Annotated in this window: 19 protein-coding genes and 3 pseudogenes; 19 read left to right on the top strand and 3 right to left on the bottom strand. The window is 59.2% G+C overall.

Going from position 1 to position 23,176, the window contains the following annotated elements:
• On the top strand, positions 1 to 1,029 hold the full coding sequence (locus ACYZTX_RS16025; protein WP_462037055.1) for a DUF2955 domain-containing protein: 1,029 nt from the start codon (positions 1 to 3) through the stop codon (positions 1,027 to 1,029).
• Here ACYZTX_RS16025 and ACYZTX_RS16020 read toward each other — a convergent pair.
• A complete protein-coding gene (locus tag ACYZTX_RS16020) occupies positions 1,014 to 1,469 on the bottom strand; it encodes a hypothetical protein (RefSeq protein WP_462034883.1) in 456 nt (151 codons plus the stop codon). The genes ACYZTX_RS16025 and ACYZTX_RS16020 overlap by 16 nt on opposite strands.
• Before the next feature lie 185 nt (positions 1,470 to 1,654).
• On the opposite strand from ACYZTX_RS16020, the gene ACYZTX_RS16015 reads away from it, so the two are divergent.
• Complete coding sequence (locus tag ACYZTX_RS16015; protein ID WP_462034882.1) at positions 1,655 to 4,042, top strand: DUF3772 domain-containing protein; 2,388 nt, start codon at positions 1,655 to 1,657, stop codon at positions 4,040 to 4,042.
• A gap of 16 nt (positions 4,043 to 4,058) precedes the next feature.
• On the opposite strand, the gene ACYZTX_RS16010 is transcribed toward ACYZTX_RS16015, so the two are convergent.
• The gene (locus ACYZTX_RS16010; RefSeq protein ID WP_462034881.1) at positions 4,059 to 4,961 is read right to left on the bottom strand and encodes a helix-turn-helix domain-containing protein; all 903 of its coding nucleotides are present in this window, start codon (positions 4,959 to 4,961) and stop codon (positions 4,059 to 4,061) included.
• Between the two features lie 160 nt (positions 4,962 to 5,121).
• On the opposite strand from ACYZTX_RS16010, the gene ACYZTX_RS16005 reads away from it, so the two are divergent.
• The 10 genes from ACYZTX_RS16005 to ACYZTX_RS15960 all read left to right on the top strand — a co-directional run bounded on the left by ACYZTX_RS16005 (position 5,122) and on the right by ACYZTX_RS15960 (position 16,443).
• Complete coding sequence (locus tag ACYZTX_RS16005; protein ID WP_415767545.1) at positions 5,122 to 6,480, top strand: glutamine synthetase family protein; 1,359 nt, start codon at positions 5,122 to 5,124, stop codon at positions 6,478 to 6,480.
• 150 nt (positions 6,481 to 6,630) lie between these two features.
• Positions 6,631 to 7,719, top strand: a complete 1,089-nt coding sequence (locus tag ACYZTX_RS16000) for a polyamine ABC transporter substrate-binding protein (RefSeq protein ID WP_462034880.1) — start codon at positions 6,631 to 6,633, stop codon at positions 7,717 to 7,719.
• Positions 7,716 to 9,017 (top strand): NAD(P)/FAD-dependent oxidoreductase, encoded by a 1,302-nt coding sequence (locus tag ACYZTX_RS15995; RefSeq protein WP_462034879.1) that lies wholly within the window; start codon positions 7,716 to 7,718, stop codon positions 9,015 to 9,017. The genes ACYZTX_RS16000 and ACYZTX_RS15995 overlap by 4 nt, the downstream gene beginning before the upstream one ends.
• A gap of 141 nt (positions 9,018 to 9,158) precedes the next feature.
• Positions 9,159 to 9,755 carry a paraquat-inducible protein A gene (locus ACYZTX_RS15990; protein WP_462034878.1) on the top strand — a complete coding sequence of 199 codons (597 nt, stop codon included), beginning with the start codon at positions 9,159 to 9,161 and terminating at the stop codon, positions 9,753 to 9,755.
• Positions 9,752 to 10,408: a paraquat-inducible protein A gene (locus ACYZTX_RS15985; RefSeq protein ID WP_462034877.1), complete on the top strand. Its 657-nt coding sequence runs from the start codon at positions 9,752 to 9,754 to the stop codon at positions 10,406 to 10,408. The genes ACYZTX_RS15990 and ACYZTX_RS15985 overlap by 4 nt, the downstream gene beginning before the upstream one ends.
• Positions 10,389 to 12,044, top strand: coding sequence for a PqiB family protein (locus ACYZTX_RS15980; protein WP_462034876.1), 1,656 nt, complete (start codon positions 10,389 to 10,391; stop codon positions 12,042 to 12,044). The genes ACYZTX_RS15985 and ACYZTX_RS15980 overlap by 20 nt, the downstream gene beginning before the upstream one ends.
• A gap of 17 nt (positions 12,045 to 12,061) precedes the next feature.
• Positions 12,062 to 12,622, top strand: a complete 561-nt coding sequence (locus ACYZTX_RS15975; RefSeq protein WP_462034875.1) for a PqiC family protein — start codon at positions 12,062 to 12,064, stop codon at positions 12,620 to 12,622.
• Between the two features lie 138 nt (positions 12,623 to 12,760).
• Entirely contained in the window at positions 12,761 to 13,774 is a 1,014-nt protein-coding gene (locus ACYZTX_RS15970) for an iron ABC transporter substrate-binding protein (protein ID WP_462034874.1), read from the top strand.
• Between the two features lie 3 nt (positions 13,775 to 13,777).
• Positions 13,778 to 15,376, top strand: a complete 1,599-nt coding sequence (locus ACYZTX_RS15965) for an ABC transporter permease (RefSeq protein ID WP_462034873.1) — start codon at positions 13,778 to 13,780, stop codon at positions 15,374 to 15,376.
• Positions 15,373 to 16,443 (top strand): ABC transporter ATP-binding protein, encoded by a 1,071-nt coding sequence (locus ACYZTX_RS15960; RefSeq protein WP_462034872.1) that lies wholly within the window; start codon positions 15,373 to 15,375, stop codon positions 16,441 to 16,443. Before ACYZTX_RS15965 ends, ACYZTX_RS15960 begins: the two co-directional genes overlap by 4 nt.
• A 10-nt stretch (positions 16,444 to 16,453) precedes the next feature.
• On the opposite strand, the gene ACYZTX_RS15955 is transcribed toward ACYZTX_RS15960, so the two are convergent.
• Positions 16,454 to 17,392, bottom strand: a complete 939-nt coding sequence (locus tag ACYZTX_RS15955) for a site-specific integrase (RefSeq protein WP_462034871.1) — start codon at positions 17,390 to 17,392, stop codon at positions 16,454 to 16,456.
• Positions 17,393 to 17,554: 162 nt separating this feature from the next.
• Between ACYZTX_RS15955 and ACYZTX_RS15950 the strand changes: the two are divergent.
• The 7 genes and pseudogenes from ACYZTX_RS15950 to ACYZTX_RS15920 all read left to right on the top strand — a co-directional run.
• Positions 17,555 to 17,656 (top strand): annotated as a pseudogene (locus ACYZTX_RS15950) (hypothetical protein); the annotation flags it as partial.
• 16 nt (positions 17,657 to 17,672) lie between these two features.
• Positions 17,673 to 19,052 carry a UDP-glucose dehydrogenase family protein gene (locus ACYZTX_RS15945; protein ID WP_462034870.1) on the top strand — a complete coding sequence of 460 codons (1,380 nt, stop codon included), beginning with the start codon at positions 17,673 to 17,675 and terminating at the stop codon, positions 19,050 to 19,052.
• A 61-nt stretch (positions 19,053 to 19,113) separates the two neighbouring features.
• Positions 19,114 to 19,414, top strand: a pseudogene (locus tag ACYZTX_RS15940) (hypothetical protein); the annotation flags it as partial.
• A 36-nt stretch (positions 19,415 to 19,450) separates the two neighbouring features.
• Positions 19,451 to 19,653: pseudogene (locus ACYZTX_RS15935) on the top strand (MmgE/PrpD family protein); the annotation flags it as partial.
• Positions 19,654 to 19,804: 151 nt separating this feature from the next.
• Positions 19,805 to 20,983: an MFS transporter gene (locus tag ACYZTX_RS15930; protein WP_462034869.1), complete on the top strand. Its 1,179-nt coding sequence runs from the start codon at positions 19,805 to 19,807 to the stop codon at positions 20,981 to 20,983.
• A gap of 158 nt (positions 20,984 to 21,141) precedes the next feature.
• Positions 21,142 to 21,849 carry an HPP family protein gene (locus tag ACYZTX_RS15925; protein ID WP_462034868.1) on the top strand — a complete coding sequence of 236 codons (708 nt, stop codon included), beginning with the start codon at positions 21,142 to 21,144 and terminating at the stop codon, positions 21,847 to 21,849.
• Positions 21,850 to 22,067: 218 nt separating this feature from the next.
• Positions 22,068 to 23,174 carry an enoyl-CoA hydratase/isomerase family protein gene (locus ACYZTX_RS15920; RefSeq protein WP_462034867.1) on the top strand — a complete coding sequence of 369 codons (1,107 nt, stop codon included), beginning with the start codon at positions 22,068 to 22,070 and terminating at the stop codon, positions 23,172 to 23,174.
• Positions 23,175 to 23,176 lie beyond the last annotated feature (2 nt).

Genomic DNA, 23,176 nt, shown 5'->3' with positions numbered 1-23,176 from the left:
ATGTCTACTCGGCGCACGCCGCGGGATCAACGCGCACTGCGCCTGGCCACCGGCACGGCGTTGAGCCTCACCGCCAGTTTCGGCCTGGGCTTGCCGATTCCTTTTATGGCGCCGGTGCTTTGCCTGCTGTTGCTGGCCTCGGTCAATCGCCCGTTGCCGTTCAAGGCCGGGCTGGTGCTCGCACTGGCCGCCATGTTGACCACCGGCATCGGCCTGCTATTGATCCCGGTCCTGCGTTATTACCCCATTAGCGGCGTGCTATTGATCAGCGTCGGTCTGTTCCTGGCCTTCCGCTTTGGCCTGCGCGGCGGCAACACCTTGATCATGACCTTCCTGGTGATTGGCCTGACCATGATTTCCTCGGCCGGTATCGCCGAATTCGATCTGGCGGCGATGGTTATCGGCGCACTGGTCAAGGGTTTGCTGCTCGCCGTTGTCGTCGTGGCGTTCAGTCATGGATTATTCCCGGATCCACCCAATGCCCCTTCACCGCCGCCTGCCCCACCCCTGCCGGCAGAAGAAGTCAGTCGGATTGCGCTGCGTGCAACCCTGATCGTGTTACCGGCATTTCTGCTGGCGCTGATCGACCCGGCCGGTTATCTGCCCATCATCCTGAAGGCCGTCGGCCTGGGTCAGCAAAGCTCCACGACAAACGCCCGTATCGCCGGTCGCGAACTGCTCGGCTCAACCTTGCTCGCAGGCCTGTTGGCGATCCTGTTCTGGAGCGCCCTCAGCCTGTTTGTGCATCTGTGGATGTTCTTTCTGTGGATGCTGCTGTTCGGCCTGGCGCTGGCGCGCAAGCTGTATGCCCTGAGCCCGACCCGGTTTACCCCGGGGTTTTGGCTCAACACCCTGATCACACTGATTATCCTGTTGGGTCAGTCGGTACAGGACAGCGCAGCAGGCAAGGACGTTTACACGGCCTTCGCCGTGCGTATGGGGCTGTTCATCCTCGTGACGCTGTATGCCTGCCTGATGGTTCATCTGCTCGATCAACGGCAGCCAAATGACGCTCAAGGATTAACCTGATACCCCTTCCCTTGCAGGCAGCTTGTATAGGCCGTTGAACTGGTCGCGGCAGTGGTTTTCTGCTGTGCCCGGCGCTCCTGACGCTGGCGTGAACCACCGACCACTGCGCCCGCTGCCGCGGTCCCTTTTGCCTGGTTCTGGCGATAGTCCTGCTTCACGTCATCATCGACGCGGTCATAAAACTCGTCATGCTGACGGCCGCGCACTTGCGCCCCCGCAGCCCCTGCGGCAGCGCCGACAGCGGCTCCCTTCAGCCGTCCACCGGCCGGAGGCGGTGCAGTCGAGGCGCTCTGACTGGCCGCGATGTTGTGGCAATCGGTGATGTCTGTTTGGGTTTGTTGCGAACTCTGCCCTTTGATCGGCACCACCGTTTCGGCCCATCCCTGGGTCCAGGAAACCGACAGTGCGATGCACAGGCTAATTGACGACAACGTTCTCATAATGACCTCCTAAGGAGTCCTTGCTACTCCACACACCGTGATTCTGAACCGAGCTCAACACCGAAGATTGTAGATCACCCCTCCTCGCCCCACATTCCACCGGGACTATGCCGTCGAATAACAATTTTTCGCGGCGGTGCAAGCCATGGCCTAACCTGAATGGCTAAAGCCGCCGGAGCATGCCTATGCGCCCTGCATTGAAGTTACTCATCTGCATTGTGTTTGCGCTGTTGGGGCCGAACATCGGCGTGCTGTCGGCAGACGAAATGGCAATGCCTTCAAGCAGCGCCGAGGCCAGTTCAACCACTACCGTGTCAAAGAGCGATCTGGAAGCACTGCAATTCAGGCTGGATAACCTTAAACAGCAGGTGTCACTGACCAGTAACTACACCCAGTTGGTAGGTTTTCAGGACAATGTTCAGTTGCTCTTCAGTGATGCGGACAAACTGGCGACCGCGTTACTTCCCGAGCAGGCGCAATTGCAAGGGCAACTCAGTGTGCTTGGGACTGCATCCCCTGACAGCCTTGCTATGGAAAAGGCTGATATCGTGAAGCAGAGATCCTATCTCACCGCACAAAAAGACAAGGTGGATGACGATCTCAAAATATTGCAGGCCATCAAGGAGGGCGCGACTAACCTCATCACTCAGATTGCCAGCATTCGGCGCACCCAACTGGAAACCGAACTGGCCCAGCGTACCGCCAGCCTCCTCAACCCCCGGTTCTGGTTACCGCTGTTTTCTCCACTGCAGGAGGATCAAAACCGTCTGACGTTTTTGATCGACCAGTCCAACAGTGTCATTCAGTCCGTCTGGCAACCCGGCCGGCGTGCCGTGACCGTCACGTTGTTATTGCTGGCCCTGGCCTTCTGGACGCCAGGGCGAAGACTGGCTGAGCGTGGTTTGACATGGATCTGCATCCATCGAGTACCGGAAGGTCGCCTGCGCAGAAGTTCATTGGCGATAGCGACGGTAATTGCCACGATGTTGAGCGCAGGTTGCGCAATACAGCTCATCTCCATTGCGGCTACCCGCCTTCAACCATTGCCTCAGCCACTGCAAGGTTACTTCGACGATGTCGAGAAAGTCGCTTACGCCTGCGCCCTGATCATTGGCCTGAGTCGGGCCCTGCTGTCTAAACGCAATCCCTCATGGCGGTTGCCCGGCATAGCCGATGAAGTGGCGCTTTCGATCAGCCCTTTTCCGGCGCTGCTGGCCGGATCAATGCTGATACTCATCTCGCTGGTACAAGTTACCAATGCGACGGGTATGAGTTCGCAGGTGGTTCTCTTCAGCCGGGGCATCGTGTCATTAGTCGTTATCTTGATTATTGGAGCGTTATTGCTACGCGTCAGTAAAACCCGGCGCGCGATGGTCATTGCCGGGGAATCCCCTGAATCAGGGACTACGCTGGCGGGGCTGATTTATAGCGGCGTCAGCATCGCCGTTTTGATCTCGATTATTGGCCTGCTGGTCGGTTACATCTCCCTGGCCCGCTTCATCACTTACGAAATTGTCTGGCTCTATATCGTTATTGCCAGCTTCTATTTGCTGGCGCAACTGTTCAGGGACCTATGTGATTACCTGTTTTCGCCAAAGCACCCAAGCGGCAAGGCGATCAAACAGCTGCTGGGTATCGGCGACGTGCGGCTTGAACAAATCGAGGTTGTTGTGACGGGTATTGGCAGGGTGGCATTACTGTTAATTGCCGTGATTACTACGTTTGTGGGGGGGATTGGAGCGACCTTTGGACAGCTGACAGACAGGGTTTCAGCGATCCTCGGCGGCGATGGCTTGCGCAAGTTGAATATCATCCCGGGAAATCTGCTGAATGCAGTCTTGGCATTGTTGATCGGTATTTACCTGATTCGATCGCTGCGCAGATGGCTGGATAACGAGTTCCTGCCGAAAACCGACATGGATCCCGGCATGGGGGCATCGCTAAGTACCCTGTTCAGTAACATCGGGTACGCAATGGTCATTCTGCTTGCGTTGTCTTCATTGGGCGTCAAATGGACGAATCTGGCCTGGATCGTCAGTGCGTTGTCGGTGGGGATCGGCTTCGGCTTGCAGGAGATCGTCAAGAACTTCGTCTCCGGGTTAATCCTGCTCACCGAGCGTCCGGTCAAGGTCGGCGACCTGATCAGCATCAGCGGGGTCGAAGGTGATATCCGGCGAATCAATGTCAGGGCCACCGAGATACAGCTCAGTGATCGCTCGATCGTGATCGTGCCCAACTCCCAGCTGATTTCCCAGAACCTGCGCAATGTGACCTTGGGCGGTAGCGCCCAAGGGGTGGCGACACTCGAACTGGTGTTCCCGCTGGATATCGACCCCGAACAAGTCAAAACCCTGCTGTACACCGCCTTTTGCGAACATGAAACCATCCTCGACAAACCCGCCCCCGTTGTTCGATTCAGCAATCTGAGCCCTGACGGCATCACATTAACCATCACCGGCTATGTCAGCAGCCCAAGGATTGTCAGTACGACCAAGAGCGATCTGCTCTTTGAGATCCTGAAGCGATTGAGTGCGGCCGGCATCGAATTGGCCAAGCCTGTTCCTGCGCCATGACCAATCGCTTGAAAATTTAACGGCTGCTTTTCAGCGTTTCACTGGGCAATTCCTTGAATAACGCCCGATAACTGCTGGAAAATCTTCCTAAATGCCAGAACGACCAACGCATCGCGACATCTGCCACCGTGGTGTCCATGGCTGTGCGGCTGAGCAATTCTCGGCGTGCGCCGTTGAGTCGACGCAAGCGCAGCCAAAGGGTCGGGGTCATCCCGGTATAAGCCTTGAACGCATGCTGCAACTGCCGCAGTGAAACCCCGGCGACCTGCGAAAGCTCCAGCAGATTCAGGGTTTCTTCCGGGACATCAGCGGCCCATTCACCGATGCGTTTTATCACCGAGCGCTCTTCGGCGCGGCGCTGTAAACCTCCGCGATCAAGGCACACATACGCGTTGTCGAGGATGTACAGGCAGTCTTCCAGCAACTGCTGGGTCAACGCCTCCTTGCTCGGCGGATCGAGCGTCTGCGCCAGTCGGGTCAACGTGCCGCTGAGCCAGCGACTGAACAGCGCGTTCTGTCCCGAATTCAGCGGTGCCATGAACAGGCCTTCGAGCCTGGCGACATTCAAACCGTGACGCTGAACGAACTCCGGACCGAACACCACGGCGATTTCCTGGTAGTTCTCCGGGGTGATCCAGATATTGCGGCTTTCACCATTCAACACGTACAGCGCGTTGTCGCTGCGATCGAAACAGAACGCCAGTGAGCCTTTCGGGGCGCTGAAATTCTGTTCGACCCGCGTGTTCATGTGTTCCTCGTAAATCTCCACGCCTTGCAGGTCCAAATAGCGAACCCTCCCGGCGAAATGCCCCGGCGACATTTGCTGGTAATGCTGCACCCAACCCGGTGTGGCGCGGATTTGCTCGGCCACATCGGCGGTGTTGAACGCTTGGACTTGTAAGGGATTGCACGTTGTCATGGGTGACCTTGCGCACTCTTTTGGTGCGCTTTGTGCTGCTGAAAGTGGATAGATGGAACGTCAAGGCTCGCCCAAGATAGTCGTCAACGCGCCACAGGGGAAGTGTGTGGTGGATGAAACCAGCCTCCCCGGCGTTAATAAAACCAATAACGAGGTCTTTATGAATGTCCCTTTCGATCAGCTGCTCACGTGGCTGAAAGATCACAAGATTACCGAAGTCGAGTGTGTGGTCAGCGACTTGACCGGCATTGCACGCGGCAAAATTGCACCCACCAACAAGTTCCTGCATGAGCGAGGCATGCGCCTGCCGGAAAGTGTGCTTTTGCAAACGGTAACCGGGGACTTTGTCGACGACGACATCTACTACGACCTGCTCGACCCCGCCGACATCGACATGGTTTGCAAGCCCGTTTCCGACGCGGTTTACGTGATTCCATGGGCCATCGAGCCCACCGCCATCGTGATTCACGACACCTTCGACAAGTTCGGCAACCCGATCGAGCTGTCGCCCCGCAACGTCCTGAAGAAAGTCCTGCAGCTGTACACCGACAAAGGCTGGAGGCCGATTGTCGCGCCGGAGATGGAGTTCTACCTGACCCAGCGCTGCGAAGATCCGGACTTGCCACTCAAGGCGCCGCTGGGTCGTTCGGGCCGTGCGGAAAGTGGTCGCCAGTCGTTTTCCATCGACGCCGCCAACGAATTCGATCCGCTGTTTGAAGACGTTTACGACTGGTGCGAACTTCAGGGTCTGGACCTCGACACCTTGATCCACGAAGACGGCCCGGCGCAGATGGAAATCAACTTCCGTCATGGCGACGCACTGGACCTGGCCGACCAGATCACCGTGTTCAAGCGAACCCTGCGCGAGGCGGCCCTCAAGCACAACGTCACCGCAACCTTCATGGCCAAACCGATTGGTGATGAGCCTGGCAGCGCCATGCATATCCACCAGAGTGTCGTGGACATCGCCACCGGCCAGCCGATCTTTGCCGATGCCGATGGGCAGATGAGCGAACTGTTCCTGCATCACATCGGTGGCCTGCAAAAGTACATTCCCAAAGTGCTGCCGATGTTCGCGCCCAACGTCAATTCGTTCCGCCGCTTCCTGCCGGACACCTCGGCACCGGTGAACGTCGAATGGGGCGAAGAAAACCGCACCGTGGGTCTGCGTGTGCCGACCTCCACACCCGATGCGATGCGCGTGGAAAACCGTTTGCCGGGGGCCGACGCCAACCCTTACCTGGCCATCGCAGCGAGTCTGTTGTGCGGCTACCTGGGCATGGTCGAGCGCATCGAGCCGAGCGCTGCGGTGCAAGGTCGCGCCTATGAACGGCGCAACCTGCGCTTGCCGATCACCATCGAAGACGCCCTGACGCAGATGGAAGAGTGCGAAACCGTCGGGCGTTACCTGGGCAGTAAATTCGTCCGCGGTTACGTGGCGGTCAAGCGCGCCGAACACGAGAACTTCAAGCGCGTGATCAGCTCGTGGGAGCGTGAGTTCCTGTTGCTGAGTGTCTGAGAACTGCGCTGTCTGTGATGGCCTCTTCGCGAGCAGGCTCGCTCCCACTCTGGAATGCATTCCCCTGTGGGAGCGAGCCTGCTCGCGAAGACGGCCGCCAGAACACCTAAGAAACGCCTGAAAAATCCAATAAATCTAAGAGGTGTCGATATGCGTCTACTCAAATCCGTGGTTCCGCTCGCGCTGGCGTTGGTGTTCAGCGCCGTCGCGCAGGCTCAGCCAACGGTCAGCGTCTACAACTGGACCGATTACATCGGCGAGACCACCCTCGTCGACTTCCAGGCGAAAACCGGGATCAAGGTGATCTACGACGTATTCGATTCCAACGAAACCCTGGAGGGAAAATTGCTCGCCGGCCGCACGGGGTATGACGTGGTGGTGCCGTCCAACCACTTCCTCGCTCGCCAGGTGAAGGCCGGCGCGTTCCTGAAGCTTGATCGTTCGCAGCTTCCCAACGTTGAAAACCTCGACCCGAAACTGCTCGCGCTGCTGGAGAAAAACGATCCAGGTAACGAGCACTCGGTCCCGTACCTGTGGGGCACCAACGGCATTGGCTACAACGTCGACAAGGTCAAGCAAGTGCTGGGCATCGATCGCATCGACTCCTGGGCCGTGCTGTTCGAACCGGAAAACATCAAGAAACTCAGCCAGTGCGGCGTGTCGATGATGGACTCGGCCGATGAAGTGTTCCCGGCCATTCTCAATTACATGGGCATGGACCCGCGCAGCGAAAACCCTGAAGACTTCAAAAAAGCTGAGGCCAAGTTGCTGAGCATCCGGCCTTACATCACCTACTTCCATTCCTCGAAATACGTCTCGGACCTGGCCAACGGTGATATCTGCGTGGCCTTCGGTTACTCGGGGGACGTGTTTCAGGCCGCGAACCGGGCCAAGGAAGCCAAGAACGGCGTGAACATCGCCTACGCGATTCCCAAGGAAGGCAGTAACTTGTGGTTCGACTTGCTGGCGATTCCCGCAGACGCCGGTAACCAGAAAGAAGCCCACGCCTTCATCAATTACCTGCTCGACCCGCAAGTGATAGCCAAGGTCAGCGCTGCGGTGGGTTACGCCAACCCGAATCCGGCGTCCAAGCAGTACATGGACCCGGAGTTGGTCAACAATCCTGAGGTATACCCACCGCAGGAAGTCCTCGACAAACTCTACATTTCGACCACCCCGCCCCAGGCGATCATGCGTTTGATGACCCGTTCCTGGAGCAAAGTGAAGTCCAACAAATGAATCAGTACAGCAACGAACATGCTCGCTCCTATTACGCGGCGTCAGCCAATGGCATGGCGCCCTACCCCACGCTGGCCGCGGATCTTGACGCTGATGTCTGTGTCATCGGCGGCGGCTTTACCGGCGTGAACACCGCGATCGAACTGGCTCAGCGCGGGCTCTCGGTCATTCTGCTGGAGGGCCGACGGATCGGCTGGGGCGCCAGCGGGCGTAACGGCGGGCAGCTGATCCGCGGCATCGGGCATGACGTCAGTGGTTTCGCTCGCTATATCGGTGAGGACGGCGTGCGCTATTTAGAGCGTGCGGGCACGGAATCGGTGGAGCTGGTAGGGAACCGCATCCGTGAACACGGGATTGATTGCGACTTGCGCTGGGGGTTCTGTGAACTGGCCAATACCAAAGCGCAATTCGCGGCATTCAAGGCTGAGCAGCTAAGCCTTGCCGAATCGGGTTACGCCCACGAAACCCGACTCGTCGGGCCGGAGCAGATCCGTCAGCAGGTGGTGAACTCCAATGTGTATGCCGGTGGTCTGGTCGACATGGGTTCCGGTCATTTGCATCCGCTCAACCTGGTGCTCGGCGAAGCGCGGCTCGCCGAATCTCTCGGGGTGCGGATCTTCGAGCAAAGCCCAGTGCTGGAGTTGATCCATGGCAGCACCGTGCAGGTTCGCTGTGCCGGCGGCACGGTGCGCGCCGCCAGCCTGGTGCTGGCGTGCAATGCCCACCTGGACGAACTCGAACCGAAATTGAGCGGCAAGGTCCTTCCGGCGGGCAGCTACATTATCGCCACCGAGCCGTTGACGCCCGACGTTGCAGCGCAATTGATCCCGCAGAATCTGGCGCTCTGCGACCAGAAAGTCGGCCTGGATTACTACCGGCTCTCGGCGGACCGACGCTTGCTGTTCGGTGGGGCCTGTCATTATTCCGGGCGAGATCCGGCGGATATCGAAGCTTACATGCGCCCGCACATGCTCAAGGTCTTCCCGCAATTGGCCAACGTGCGCATCGACTATCAATGGGGCGGCATGATCGGCATCACGGCCAATCGCTTCCCACAGGTCGGGCGCTTGAAACAGCATCCGAACGTGTTTTACGCCCAGGGTTACTCCGGTCATGGCCTGAACGTGACCCACTGGTGCGCAAAGCTGTTGGGCGAAGCGATCCATGCCGGACACAGTCAGGGCTTTGACGTGTTCAGCGCCGTGCCGCACATGACGTTCCCCGGCGGACCCATGCTGCGTTCGCCGCTGTTGGCGCTCGGTATGTTCTGGTATCGCCTGCGCGAACTGCTGGGCTGACGGCCCCACTGATCGTTTCCCACGCTCTGCGTGGGAATGATCTGTAATCGATCAGAACTCGCCTTTTAATTTGCTCAATCGCGAGGCGCTTCTATATTGTGGGAGTGCTCTGACTTCCCTGCGTTCTGGCGAGTGCGGCCTATGGCTACAACTGACCCACTGATCATCTGCGAGCACTGCGACTGCGTGTATGAAAAAGTCACGCTCGCCAAACATCAGAAAACCCTGTGTACGCGCTGCGGCGGCGTGCTTCAGCGCTATAACGGTCTGACGGTGGAGCAACGTCTGGCGTTGACCTTCACCGCGTTGATGCTGTGGGTTTTCGCCAACTTCTACCCGGTCATGAGCATCAGCCTCAAAGGCCTGAAAAACAGCGCAACACTCTGGGATTCGGTGCTGGCCTTGAGTCTGGGGCCGATCACTTTCATCGCCATGGTGGCGGCGATCGCGATGATCATCGCGCCGATTATCCAGCTGTTGCTGCTGATCTGGGTCCTGAGTTTCGCCCTCGCCCACCAGCGCTCGCCCGGCTTCAAGTTCTGCATGCGCTGGCTGGAAACCCTCAGGCCCTGGAGCATGCTGGAAGTCTGTCTGCTGGGGGCGATGGTCGCGGTCATTAAACTCGCCGGATTACTGGATGTGCTGCCCGGCATCGGCCTGTTTGCCCTGGCCATTCTCAGCCTGATGATGATCCGTATTGCCGGTCGCGACATCCGTGATTTGTGGGACATCTTATGAACAGGCCCCCGGTGGCGAGCGAACTCAACCTGTGCCTGTGTCACAGCTGCGGCCTGGCCTGTGACATGACCGATGAACCTCACGAATGCACACGGTGCGGTGCGCCGCTGCATCGACGCAAAACCAACTCACTGGCCCGGACCTGGGCCTACATGTTCACCGCCCTGGCGTTTTACGTCCCGGCTAATCTGCTACCCGTGATGAATACCACGATGGTCGGCAATGGCGCCGATAGCACGATCATGAGTGGTGTACTGGAGTTCTGGCAGCACGGTGCCTGGGACATTGCCCTGATTATTTTCATCGCCAGCATCGCGGTACCGGGCATCAAGTTCGTCGCGCTGACGCTGTTACTCGTGACCGTTCAGCGCGACAGCCAATGGGCGAGTCAGCAGCGGTCAACGCTGTACCGTTTCGTCGAGCTCATCGGTTACTGGTCGATGCTCGATGTGATCGTGGTGGCGCTGGTGGCCTCACTGGTGAAGTTTCAAGCCCTGGCGGATATCGAACCGCGCGCGGGCATTCTGTTTTTTGGCCTGGTGGTGGTGTTCACCATGCTCTCGGCAATGAGTTTCGACCCACGCCTGATCTGGGATAAAAAAGAGCGGGATCACCCAAACGAGGAGGTCAAGGATGAAGTCGCAAGCCACTGACGGGCCGCAAGCGCCTGGCCAGGCCCCTGTCAAAACCCGACGTTTCAGCGTTTCGCTGGTATGGATCGTGCCGATCGTCGCGGTGCTGGTGGGGATTTCCCTGGTCGTACACTCCATGATGCAGGAAGGTCCGACCATTACCGTCACGTTCAAAACCGGCAGCGGCCTGACGGCCAACAAGACCGAGGTCAAATACCGCAACGTAGTGATCGGCCAAGTGACCGATGTCGAACTCAGCGATGACCAGAAGAGTGTCAACGCCACCATCAAACTGGCCAAGCAGGCGGAAAGTTTTACCCGCGAAGACTCGCAATTCTGGGTCGTGCGTCCGCGTATCGGCGCCGGCGGGGTCTCTGGTATCGATACCCTGCTGTCCGGGGATTACATTGGCGCCGACATCGGCCAGGCCAACGCCCGCGCCAAAAACTTTACCGGCCTGGAAAAGCCGCCACCGATTACCTATGGCGAACCGGGCAAGCGCTTCACCCTGCGTACTCAGGACCTGGGTTCGCTGGACATCGGCTCTCCGGTTTACTACCGCAAGATTCCGGTGGGTCAAGTGGTGGCCTATGCCCTGGACGCCGACGGTAAAGGGGTGAACATCGAAGTGTTCATCCACGCGCCCAACGATGCCTACGTCACTGAAAACACCCGGTTCTGGAACGCCAGCGGGATCGACGTGAATGTCGGCGCCAACGGCTTTTCGGTGAAAACCGAGTCGTTGTCATCCATCCTCGTGGGCGGCATCGCCTTCCGCGCTCCGGAATACAGCCCCAACGATCAACCGGCCACCGAGGAGAAAGCCTTCGACCTGTTCGAAGACCAGCTAACCGCCCTAGCCCCGCCCAGCGGCAAGGGACAATTCTTGAGTTTGCGTTTCGATCAGGCCTTGCGCGGGCTCAGGGTCGGTGCGCCGGTGGAATTCCTTGGGATGGAGTTCGGCAGAGTGGTGTCGGTCAATCTGGATTTCGACGCGAAAAAGCGCAGTTTCCCGGTCAATGTCGGCATCGTGATCTTCCCGCAACGACTCGGCCAGGCCCACACCAAAATGCTCGAGGTCTTGAAGCATGACCCCAACGACGAAGCCGCAGGCGTGCGGCTGATGGGCAGCTTCATCGACAACGGTCTGCGGGCCCAGGCCCGTAGCGGCAATCTGTTGACCGGTCAGTTGTACATCTCGCTCGACTTCTACCCCAAAGCAGAGAAAGTCGTGTTCGATCCGAGCGCCCGCCCTGTCTCTATCCCAACCGTTCCTGGCAGCCTCGAGCAGTTGCAGGAGAAACTGGAGGCCATGGTCAACAAGATCAACCAGCTGCCCATCGAGCGCATTGCCGGCAACCTCGACAGTAACCTGGTCGAACTGCGTAAAGGCCTGGCGCAATTCAACGCCAAGACCCTGCCCGGCGTGCAGACCACACTGGCGGACGTCAGCAAAACCCTGCAATCGGCCAATTCGACCCTGGCTGAAGACTCGCCGCAACGCGAACAATTAGGCCAGACCCTGGACGAACTCGGACGCATGTCGCGCTCCTTGCGTGAACTCTCGGATTACCTGGGACGCCACCCGGAATCGCTGATTCGCGGCCGTCCCGACAATGCCGCGCCGATTGACCTGCAGGGGCCGCCGCGCAAATGACCACAGGAGCATCACCCATGGTTAATCCGCTGAAGATCAGCTTGGTCACTGCATTGTTGCTACTCGCCGCTTGCCGCAGTGATCCGATTCAATTCCACACCCTGACCCCGGCTCAACCGAGCGGCAACTCAAGGACCAGCGCTGCAGATATCCAGATCGAGGGCCTCAGCGTCCCTCCCCAGGTCGACCGCCCGCAGATTGTCGTTCGCCAGGGCAACAGCGGCCTGGCCATCCTCGAAACCGAGTGGTGGGGTGCGAGCCTGTCGGATGAATTGCGCAGCGCCCTGGTCGATCAACTGGTCAACAGCAATCCCCAGCGCAAGGTATCGGTGCGCCTGGACGTGCAACGCTTTGATTCGATCCCCGGCCAATACGCGCTGATTGACGTCAAATGGCGCCTGCGTAATTTCGGCGAAGGCGATAACGCGCTGGTTACTTGCCGCAGCACGTTGCAGACACCGTCAGGGCCTTCCGTCGACGACCTGGTGATCGCTCAACAGAACAACGTCAAACGCCTGGCCGCACTGATTAACCAGGCAGCGGCTGGAACACAAAGAGGTTGCCCGACGACGCCGTGATTTGACGTTTTTTTCTCATTCTTCGCCGTACATTTGCCGCCGCCTTAATCCTGCAAATGATTCGTATTGGCCTACACTACTTGACGACCGTCTCGGTTGAATCTGCGCGCACGATAAAAAAACTGGAGCTGCCACCGCATGAATGCCCATTTCCCTACTTTCCTGAAAACAGCACTGCTGACCACCGTGTTGCTGAGCGCCGGCCACGTATATGCAGCCGATACCGATGGCATCGTGGTCTACAACGCCCAGCACGTAAGCCTGACCAAATCCTGGATCAAGGGTTTTACCAAGGAAACCGGCATCAAGGTCACCGTACGCAATGGTGACGACACCGAAATGGGCAATCAGATCGTGCAGGAAGGCGCCGCCTCCCCGGCCGACGTGTTTCTGACCGAAAACACCCCGGCCATGGTGCTGGTCGACAACGCGGGACTGTTTGCACCGGTTGCGCCGGCCACTCTGGAACAGGTTGGCGATGCTTACCGCCCGGCCCATGGCAAATGGGTGGGGATCGCCGCGCGCTCTACGGTGTTTGTCTATAACCCGAGCAAACTGCCCGAAGCCCAGCTGCCCAAGTCGCTGATGGACCTCGCCGGCCCGAGCTGGAAAGGTCGTTGGGGCGCGTCGCCAGCAGGTGCCGACTTCCAGGCGATCGTCGCTGCCGTGCTGGAACTCAAGGGTGAAGCCGCCACCCTGGAGTGGTTGAAAGGGATGAAAACCAACTTTACCGCGTACCGGGGCAACAGCTCCGTGCTCAAAGCGGTTAACGCCGGGCAGATCGACAGCGGCGTGATCTACCACTATTACAGCTTCGGCGACCAGGCCAAGACCGGCGAAAACAGCAAGAACACCGCCCTGCACTACTTCAAGCACAAGGATCCGGGCGCGTTTGTCAGTGTCTCCGGCGGCGGTGTTCTGGCGTCCAGCAAACACAAGGAACACGCTCAGGCATTGCTCAAGTGGATTACCGGTAAAGAGGGCCAGGCCATCCTCAAAACCGGCAAATCGTTTGAGTACGCCGTGGGCAAGAACGCTGAATCCAACCCCAAACTGGTGCCTTTGCAGCAACTCGACGCGCCGACAGTCGACGCCTCAAAACTCGACAGTAAAAAAGCCGTGGATCTGATGACTCAGGCCGGACTGCTCTAATTGATGCCTGAAACCTTGCCGGCGGGTGTCGCTGAGACGATACCCGCGAACGTGCGACGACGATCCCGCGGTATTTTCGCGGGGCGTGGCGGCGCGTGGGTGATCGGTTTGTCGGTGCTGGTTTCGCTGCTCTCGCTGCTGCCGATTGCCTTTGTCATCGGCGTGTCGTTTCAGACAGGCTGGGCGACTCTGGTGCCGCTGGTGTTCCGGCCGCGGGTCGCTGAACTGTTGATCAACACCGTTTTACTGGTGGTGATCACGATTCCATTGTGCGTCGCGTTAGGTCTGTCTCTGGCCTGGCTGACAGAACGCACCAACCTGCCAGGTCGACGCTGGTGGTCGTTGCTGGCGACCGCGCCGCTGGCGGTGCCGGCCTTCGTTCACAGCTATGCGTGGGTCAGTCTGGTTCCACCGATTCACGGGCTGTTTGCCGGGGTGCTGGTGTCGGTCATCGCCTACTTCCCGTTCCTGTACCTGCCGATTGCTGCGACGCTGCGCCGGCTCGATCCGGCCATCGAAGACGTTGCCGAATCGCTCGGTCTCAAACCCTGGGCGATATTTTTCCGTGTGGTGCTGCCGCAACTGCGCCTGGCCATCTGCGGCGGCGCCTTGCTGGTGGGGCTGCACCTGCTGGCCGAATATGGCCTGTACGCGATGATCCGCTTCGACACCTTCACCACGGCAATTTTCGATCAGTTCAAGTCTACCTTCAACGGGCCCGCCGCCCACATGCTGGCCAGTGTGCTCGCCCTATGTTGCCTGGTGATGCTGACCGTAGAATCCGCCGCTCGCGGCACGGCGCGTTACGCCCGGGTCGGGTCGGGAAGCGCTCGCGAGCAGCGGGTTGTGCGTCTGTCGCCGACTGCAAACACACTCGCGCTGACCTTGCAGGCACTCACATGCGCCCTGGCGCTGGGTGTGCCATTGATGACATTAGGTAAGTGGTTGATCGCCGGCGGTACGCAGGTTTGGCAACTGGACGAACTTCTGCCGGCGCTGGAACAGACGCTGCTGTTCGGTCTTGCGGGTGCAGCCCTCACTACCTGCGCCGCTATCCCGATTGCCTGGCTGTCGATTCGCTCTCCGGGCCGGTTGCAACGTGTCCTGGAAAGCTGCAACTACATCACCAGTTCGTTGCCTGGGATCGTCGTGGCCCTGGCATTGGTGACCGTCACCATCCATTTCGCCCGGCCGATTTACCAGACCACGATCACGGTGTTGCTGGCGTATCTGCTGATGTTTTTGCCCCGCGCCCTGGTGAGTTTGCGTGCCGGTATCGCCCAGGCGCCGGTAGAGCTGGAAAACATGGCCCGCAGCCTCGGCCGCTCGCCCGCCCGTGCATTATGGCTGATCACCCTGCGCCTGGCCGCCCCCGGCGCTGCCGCAGGTGCCGCCCTGGTATTTTTGGCGATCACCAATGAGTTGACCGCCACCCTGCTGCTCGCCCCAAATGGCACGCGAACCCTGGCCACCGGATTCTGGGCGATGACCAGCGAGATCGATTACGCCGCCGCGGCACCCTATGCCCTGTTGATGATCCTGCTGTCGCTTCCGTTGACCGGACTTCTTTATCACCAATCCAAACGAACGGCTGGCCGATGAACGCTCTTGAACTGCATTCCATCTCCAAGTCCTACGGCGCCCATCAAGCGCTGGAGAGCATCAACCTGTCGGTGCCGACAGGCAGCCGTACGGTCATCGTCGGCCCGTCCGGCTCAGGAAAAACCACGCTGTTGCGGATGATCGCCGGCTTCGAATCCCCCGACACCGGCCGTCTATCACTCAATGGCCAAACGCTCGTCGACGACACCCACGAGGTGCCCGCGCATCAGCGCTTGATTGGTTATGTTCCCCAGGACGGCGCCCTGTTCCCGCACATGACCGTGGCCGCCAACATCGGTTTCGGGCTTTCGATCAGGGGCGGTGCAAAACAGGCGCGAGTCGCCGAGTTGATGGACAGCGTGGCGCTGGAGGCGAACATGGCCAACCGTTGGCCCCATGAGCTTTCCGGCGGTCAGCAACAACGCGTGGCACTGGCTCGGGCGTTGGCGCAACAACCGCGCTTGATGTTGCTGGACGAGCCGTTTTCGGCCCTCGACACCGGACTTCGGGGCGCCATGCGCAAAATGGTCGCACGGCTCCTGACAGACGCTGGCGTCACCACCATTCTGGTCACCCATGACCAGAGCGAAGCCTTGTCATTTGCCGATCAGCTGGCGGTGATGCGCGACGGCCGGCTGGTACAATCAGGCCATCCGCTGGATCTTTACCGCTACCCCGAAGATGAACAAACCGCGCTATTTCTGGGGGATGCCGTGGTCATGCCCGCCAGAATCGAAGCCGGCTGGGCCCATTGCGATCTCGGTCGTATACCGGTGAACAATCATCGCAACAACAAATCGGCGCAGATCATGCTGCGTCCCGAGCAGCTGCAACTCGTCAGCCTCGAGCCCAGTTCAACGAAGGCTGCCGGGTGCCGCGCGGTGGTGACCGAGCGGGATTTCAGCGGCAATACCTGCACGTTGACCGTGGAGTTGGAGTCTTTGATTTCCGGTGAACAGCCTGGTCGATCGTTAATGGTGCGCAGTTCGGGCCTGTATGCCCCACCCGCCGGCAGTGCGGTTCACGTCTCGATGATCGGCCATGCCCACGTACTGAGCGAATCTTGAGCCCCGTCCGTCAAAGATCGAACCGGTCCACTGCCCGACGCCGCTCGTTGTCATCGCGCACATCGTAGTTGGCTGTTGTCTGGATGTTGCTGTGATGGGCGAGTTTCTGGGCGATCGACAAGTCATGCTCTTCAATCACTCGGGTAATGAACGAACGCCGAAAATCATGTGGCATGATTTTCACCCCGACCTGTGCACCCCGTTGCCGGGCGATGTAATAGATCGCGTGCTTGGTAATGCGCTCGCGGGTGATGTGACTGCCGCGACGAATGCGGTTGAACAGGAACGGATCGTCCGTTTCACCCTCCTTCAGCAGTGAGCGCCGCAGTTCCAGCCAGTCATTGAGTTTGGCGAACGCCCAGGCCGGTGCGTACTTGATCAATTGCTTGTTGCCCTTGGCGGTCACACCCAGGCTGCGCTCGGTGAAATCGACCTGATTCAGGTCCAGGTTGACCGACTCCGATTTGCGCATCCCCGAACCGTACAAAATCCCGATAATCGCCGCGTCCCGCAGACCTTGTGGCCGTGGATCGGCGGCACAGACCGCCATCAATTCCTGGATCAGCGTGCGCTTGAGGTTTCGCCCCTGGGACAGCCGAGTGCCGGCAATCCCCTTGACCGAACGCATTTTCAGCAAGTGTTCCTGACTGATCAGGCTCATGCGCCACGCTTCGTTCATCACCCCGCGCACCGCATTAACGTACAGCGAAGAGGTGTTCGGCGCGTAGCCATCCGTGCGCAAGGTGGCCACCAGCGCGATGACATCCTCAGGTTGCAGGTTGTGCCAGGGAATCTCCTCGACGTTCATGTCTTCGAAGCCCAACCGGTCAGCGGCATCCTGCAACACGTAACGCATGGTCAGTTGGCTGGACGGTGCCAGGCGCGCCAGATACAGGGTCAGCGGGTTGGGCTTTGAGGGAATTGGGTCGGTAGCGGGTAAGTCAATCAAACGAAACGGCCTTGAGTAGAAACAGTTCATTAAACAACTAAGAATTGAAACATCCTTCCTGTAAAGCGGAACACTTCTGTAAGACTTTCTACTAAAAAACTCGATGAATGGCAGAAGTCGGAACAGTGGCTGTATGTCTTTCAGAATAAACAGAGGTGCCAGGCCTGGCGTCTGAAACGCCCGTACGTGACGTTATACAACACGATAGGCGAATTGAAATATGGCCTTGCCTATCCTGATGGCGCACGGCAGCAAGTCGATCCGCACTCAGGAGTGCCCCATGAAAATCAGTGTATTTGGTAGCGGTTACGTTGGCCTGGTGCAAGCGGCTGTCCTGGCTGAAGTCGGCCACGACGTGGTCTGTATGGACATAGACGAGAAGAAAGTCGAACTGCTGCAACAAGGCCACGTGAGCATTTTCGAACCGGGGCTGGCCAGCCTGGTGCGCGAAAGCCTGGAAGCCAAACGGCTGCAGTTCACCACCGATGAAAAATTCGCGGTGCAGCACGGCCAGGTGCTGTTCATCGCGGTCGGTACACCGTCCCGGGACGATGGTTCGGCGGACCTGCGTTATGTGCTGTCGGTGGGCGAAGCCGTGGCGCGTCATCGTGAACAACCGGTGATTCTGGTGGAAAAATCCACGGTGCCGGTGGGCACGGGTGACACCTTGCGCGCGCACATCGACAAGTGCCTGATCAAGGTCGGCCGGTTGCTGCAGTTCGATATCGTTTCCAACCCGGAGTTTTTGAAAGAAGGCTCGGCCGTGGCCGATTGCCGGCGTCCGGACCGGATCGTTATCGGCTGCGAACGCGATGCTGTACGTGATGTGATGCGCGACCTCTACGCGCCTTTCAACCGCAACCATGACCGGATCATGTTCATGGACCTGCGCAGCGCCGAGCTGACAAAGTACGCCGCCAACTGCATGCTGGCGACCAAGATCAGCTTCATCAACCAGATCGCCGAACTGGCCGAACACCTGGGCGCCGACATCGAGTCGGTGCGCCTGGGCATCGGCGCCGATTCGCGCATTGGTTACCACTTCATCTACCCCGGTTGCGGTTATGGCGGTTCGTGCTTTCCCAAGGACATGCGCGCGCTGATCCACAGCGCCGAAGAAGCTCATTGCTCCAGCGATCTGCTGCAAGCGGTGGAAGCGATCAACCAGCGTCAGAAGCACAAGCTGTTCGAGCGGATCAACGCGTTCTACAAGGGCGATTTGCGCGGCAGAACCTTTGCCGTGTGGGGCCTGGCGTTCAAACCGAACACCGACGACATGCGCGATGCACCGAGTCGGGTGCTGCTGGAATCGCTATGGGCCGCCGGGGCCAATGTCCGCGCGTTCGACCCCGAAGCCATGCAGGAAACCCAGCAGCTGTATCCCGATGAATCCCGGTTGATGCTCATGGGCACGCCGGAATCGGTGTTGTCCGGCGCTGACGCGTTGATCATCTGCACCGAATGGCAGCAGTTCAAGGCACCGGATTTCAGCCTGATCCAGCAGCGGCTCAACGCCCCGGTGATCTTCGACGGACGCAACCTGTACGACGCCGATCGCCTGGCTCGCGCCGGTTTCATGTACTTCCCGATGGGCCGCGGTGAATCGCGCAATCTACCGATTCCGCATCAGCAGTGGCCGGTCGCTTCGGTCGTCGCTTGATTGCGACGTTAGCCGAGATCCGCCGACAGTCCCTGGGGCCAGGGCTGTCGGCGTTGCTTATTTGTTTGGTTTCGGCCTGATGGCCCCGGACTTCATGCACGACGTGGTGCGCGTGCAGTTCATGGGCCGCCTGGACGGTAGCGTAGGCGTCAGCGGTTCGCTGTATTACTTCACCCGTTCGGTGGGCAACTGACAACCTTCACTCCGGCGTTTATCATTCTCGGCGTGCTGCAAGTGATCGCCCTTGCCGTGCTTTTCCGATCTCGCTGGTGGGCGCAAACATTGGCCTTTGGCGCGGTTCTGGCGCTTTGGTCGTTTTACATTCTGGTGTTCGAACCGGTGAGCGTCGGCACTACGACACTTAGTCTTTCAACCGCGCAGCGTTTGCACGGGTGCCCGTGCACGGTCGGCAGGCGAGCCTTTGCGCAGAGGTGCCGTTGGGGCACCGGGCAATCCGTTGCGCGATGAGGTGCTGGAGGAGAAGTTTTTCAGTTTGGCGGTGCGGGTGATGTCGCGGCGGCAGGCTGGAGAGCTGCTTGAGCAGTTGTGGCGGGTTGAAGAGTTGGAGTCAGTTCGTTCGCTGGATCGGTGGCTCGCTTGAATCTTGTGTTTCCATTGCGGGCCCCATCGCGAGCAGGCTCGCTCCCACAGTTGAAATGCATTCCCCTGTGGGAGCGAGCCTGCTCGCGAATGGCCGCGACTCGGTACATCGGCGAACACCACAAAATCTGAATAAGGACATTCGCACCACCGTGGCCACTTACTCACTTGTTATCCGCCGGTTGATGATCGTTTCGCTGACCATCGTCGTCAGCCGCGCCATCACCAGCCCGCTGCTGACGTTGTTCCTGAGCAACAAACTCGGCCTCAACCAACAGGATGTCGGCTTGCTGCTGGGCATCGCGGTGTTCATCGCCACCCTGCTCGCGCTCTACGGCGGTTACATCATCGATCGCCTTGAAAAGCGCCGGCTGCTGATCCTGGCGATGCTCTCCAGCGCCATCGGCTTCGTGCTGCTGACCTTCGCCGAAAACCTTTACCTGACCACCGCCACCCTGGTGATCACCGAAACCGCCTCGGCGCTGTTCTTGATTGGCTCGAAGGCGATCCTCAGCGAAAACCTGCCGATGGGCCAGCGTGCCAAGGCGTTTTCCCTGCGCTACACCTTGACCAACATTGGCTACGCCACCGGCCCGATGTTGGGCGTGGTGATTGCCGGCGTGTATCCGATTGCACCGTTCCTGATAGCCGGCGGCATCGCGTTCTTCAGTATTTTCCTGATGATCGGGATACCCAAGGACTCGGCCCAGACACCCGCGATCGGCCAGCCCCAGAGTTTTCTCAAGACGCTGATCACCCTGAAGAACGACCGCACGCTGATCATGTTCACCTGCGGCTGTCTGCTCAGTACCGTGGTCCATGGCCGTTTTACCCTGTACCTGTCGCAATACCTGCTGGTGACCCACGATTCCAAACGGGCACTGGAAACCATGGCTGCCCTGCTCGCCTGCAACGCCATCAGCGTGATCTTGCTGCAATACCAGATCGGCCGTTTCCTCAAACGCGAACAATTGCGCTACGGGATCGCGGGCGGTACCAGCCTGTTTATCGTCGGGTTGATCGGTTTCAGCGTGGCCGACAGCCTGGTGTCGTGGTGCGTGGCAATGTTCATCTTCACCCTCGGTGAAATGATCATTTACCCCGCCGAATTCCTCTTCGTCGACACCCTGGCCCCGGAAGAACTGCGCGGTAGCTACTACGGCGCGCAAAACCTCGCCGCCGTTGGCGGTGCCCTAAGCCCGGTCATTTGCGGTTTCCTGCTGATGCATACCCCCGCGCCAACGATGTTCTATGCCTTGAGCGCGCTGACCGCCATGGGTGGTTTCCTGTGCTTCATGAGTGGCCGTCGGGTGGCATTACAGCAAAATTAATGCACTGAAACTGCATTAATATGTATTTGTCAGCATCAGGAATGAACGGCACACTGTGCCCGTTCCTCCCCCAATAGTTGGAACAACTTCAAGGGCTTTCTGGGTATTCCAGCTAAGCCTTTTTTTTGCCTGGGTTTTTTCAACGGATCGTCTGCCTCATGTTCTCTCGCTGGTTTCCCGCCGCCATCAACACTCGCCCATCCGAATGGAGCCGGGCCGCCATCGGCATGTCCCTGGGCACACTGTTCAGCGTCTGGCTCTGCAGCCAGGTGTTCGGCATGCAAGTGGCGCAGCATCTGATCGGTCCGCTGGGCGCATCGGCCGTGTTGCTGTTCGCCGTATCCTCCGGCGCCCTCGCCCAGCCCTGGTCGATTCTTGGCGGCTACCTCAGCGCCGGGGTGGTTTCGCTGCTGGTCGCTCACGTGCTCGGACGAACCCTTGGCAGCGCTTGCCTGGCGGCCGGCATGGCGCTGATTCTGATGTGCTGGCTGCGTTGCCTGCATCCACCGGCCGGTGCGCTGGCACTGCTTTTAGTGTTGGCAGACCCGGCGACCATAGCCCTGGACTGGAAAGCCCTCGCCCCGGTGATGCTTGGCGCATCAACCATGCTGCTCAGCGCCCTGGCCTACAACAACCTGACGCGCATTCGTTACCCAAAACGGGCCAGCGAACCGGTGTCCAGGGTGCCGGCCGACCACCCGCCCGCCGACAGCCAGGCGATCACTGCCCAAGACCTGAAACGAGCGCTGGCGGACATGGAAGCGTTCTTCGACGTCACCCCCGAAGACCTTGAACAGTTGATTCATGCCAGTGAATTGCACGCCAGGCGCCGCAGTATTGGGGATGTATTTTCGAGTAAGGGTTAAAGATCAAAAGATCGCAGCCTTCGGCAGCTCCTACCTTAGAACGCGTACACCCTGTAGGAGCTGCCGAAGGCTGCGATCTTTTGATCTTGCCTTATCGCAAAAATGCAGACCAACCCTGCACATATCCCGGTTGTACATCACAAATTTGCACTGTTACGATCCAGCATCGCTCGCGCGCGAGCTTCTCTATAAAGAACAATAAAAGCAGGGAGTTAGTGATGACTGCTCAGGTTTCTTCTCCGCGGACTTCGTCCATGGATGCCATGCAAAACGAAGTGCTGGCCGAGGTTCGCAACCACATCGGTCACCTGACCCTCAATCGCCCCGCCGGCCTCAACGCCATTACCCTGGACATGGTGCGCATTCTGCAGCGTCAGCTCGACGCCTGGGCGCTGGATCCGCACGTGCACGCGGTGGTATTGCGCGGTGCTGGCGAGAAGGCTTTCTGTGCCGGCGGCGATATTCGCTCGCTGTATGACAGTTTCAAAAACGGCGACACGCTGCACGAAGATTTCTTCGTCGAGGAATACGCCCTCGACCTCTCGATCCACCACTACCGCAAACCTGTACTCGCCTTGATGGACGGCTTTGTCCTGGGCGGCGGCATGGGCCTGGTGCAAGGCGCCGACCTGCGTGTGGTGACCGAGAAAAGCCGTCTGGCGATGCCGGAAGTCGCAATCGGTTATTTCCCGGATGTCGGTGGCAGCCACTTCCTGCCACGCGTTCCCGGTGAACTGGGTATTTACCTTGGCGTCAGTGGCGTGCAGATCCGCGCGGCCGATGCGCTCTACTGCGGCCTGGCCGACTGGTACCTGGAAAGCGACAAGCTGGGCACTTTGGACGAGCAACTCGATCAGCTGCAATGGCACGACACACCGTTGAAGGACCTTCAAGGCCTGCTGGCGAAATTCGCCGTGCAACAGCTGCCTGATGCGCCATTGAAAGCGTTGCGCCCGGCCATCGATCACTTCTTCGCCCTGCCCGATGTGCCGAGTATTGTTGAGCAACTGCGTGAAGTAACGGTCGCCGACAGTCACGAGTGGGCCACGACCACCGCCGACCTGCTGGAAAGCCGTTCACCGTTGGCCATGGGCGTGACTCTGGAAATGCTCCGTCGTGGTCGACACTTGAGTCTCGAAGACTGCTTCGCCCTGGAGCTGCACCTGGACCGTCAGTGGTTCGAGCGCGGCGACCTGATCGAAGGCGTGCGCGCCTTGCTGATCGATAAAGACAAGAGCCCGCGCTGGAACCCGCCGACCTTGCAGGCGCTGGACGCCGAGCACGTCGCGAGTTTTTTCACGGGTTTTGAGCAGAGCGGGAGCTGAGC

The sequence above is a fragment of the Pseudomonas sp. MDT1-17 genome (assembly GCF_054898105.1).
Note: the sequence above shows the minus strand (reverse complement) of the source record. Positions and strands in the feature narration are given on the sequence as shown.

Coding starts and splice junctions, on each gene's coding strand:
- ACYZTX_RS16025 (WP_462037055.1), top strand. CDS start 1: ATGTCTACTCGGCGCACGCCGCGGGATCAACGCGCACTGCGCCTGGCC.
- ACYZTX_RS16020 (WP_462034883.1), bottom strand. CDS start 1,469: ATGAGAACGTTGTCGTCAATTAGCCTGTGCATCGCACTGTCGGTTTCC.
- ACYZTX_RS16015 (WP_462034882.1), top strand. CDS start 1,655: ATGCGCCCTGCATTGAAGTTACTCATCTGCATTGTGTTTGCGCTGTTG.
- ACYZTX_RS16010 (WP_462034881.1), bottom strand. CDS start 4,961: ATGACAACGTGCAATCCCTTACAAGTCCAAGCGTTCAACACCGCCGAT.
- ACYZTX_RS16005 (WP_415767545.1), top strand. CDS start 5,122: ATGAATGTCCCTTTCGATCAGCTGCTCACGTGGCTGAAAGATCACAAG.
- ACYZTX_RS16000 (WP_462034880.1), top strand. CDS start 6,631: ATGCGTCTACTCAAATCCGTGGTTCCGCTCGCGCTGGCGTTGGTGTTC.
- ACYZTX_RS15995 (WP_462034879.1), top strand. CDS start 7,716: ATGAATCAGTACAGCAACGAACATGCTCGCTCCTATTACGCGGCGTCA.
- ACYZTX_RS15990 (WP_462034878.1), top strand. CDS start 9,159: ATGGCTACAACTGACCCACTGATCATCTGCGAGCACTGCGACTGCGTG.
- ACYZTX_RS15985 (WP_462034877.1), top strand. CDS start 9,752: ATGAACAGGCCCCCGGTGGCGAGCGAACTCAACCTGTGCCTGTGTCAC.
- ACYZTX_RS15980 (WP_462034876.1), top strand. CDS start 10,389: ATGAAGTCGCAAGCCACTGACGGGCCGCAAGCGCCTGGCCAGGCCCCT.
- ACYZTX_RS15975 (WP_462034875.1), top strand. CDS start 12,062: ATGGTTAATCCGCTGAAGATCAGCTTGGTCACTGCATTGTTGCTACTC.
- ACYZTX_RS15970 (WP_462034874.1), top strand. CDS start 12,761: ATGAATGCCCATTTCCCTACTTTCCTGAAAACAGCACTGCTGACCACC.
- ACYZTX_RS15965 (WP_462034873.1), top strand. CDS start 13,778: ATGCCTGAAACCTTGCCGGCGGGTGTCGCTGAGACGATACCCGCGAAC.
- ACYZTX_RS15960 (WP_462034872.1), top strand. CDS start 15,373: ATGAACGCTCTTGAACTGCATTCCATCTCCAAGTCCTACGGCGCCCAT.
- ACYZTX_RS15945 (WP_462034870.1), top strand. CDS start 17,673: ATGAAAATCAGTGTATTTGGTAGCGGTTACGTTGGCCTGGTGCAAGCG.
- ACYZTX_RS15925 (WP_462034868.1), top strand. CDS start 21,142: ATGTTCTCTCGCTGGTTTCCCGCCGCCATCAACACTCGCCCATCCGAA.
- ACYZTX_RS15920 (WP_462034867.1), top strand. CDS start 22,068: ATGACTGCTCAGGTTTCTTCTCCGCGGACTTCGTCCATGGATGCCATG.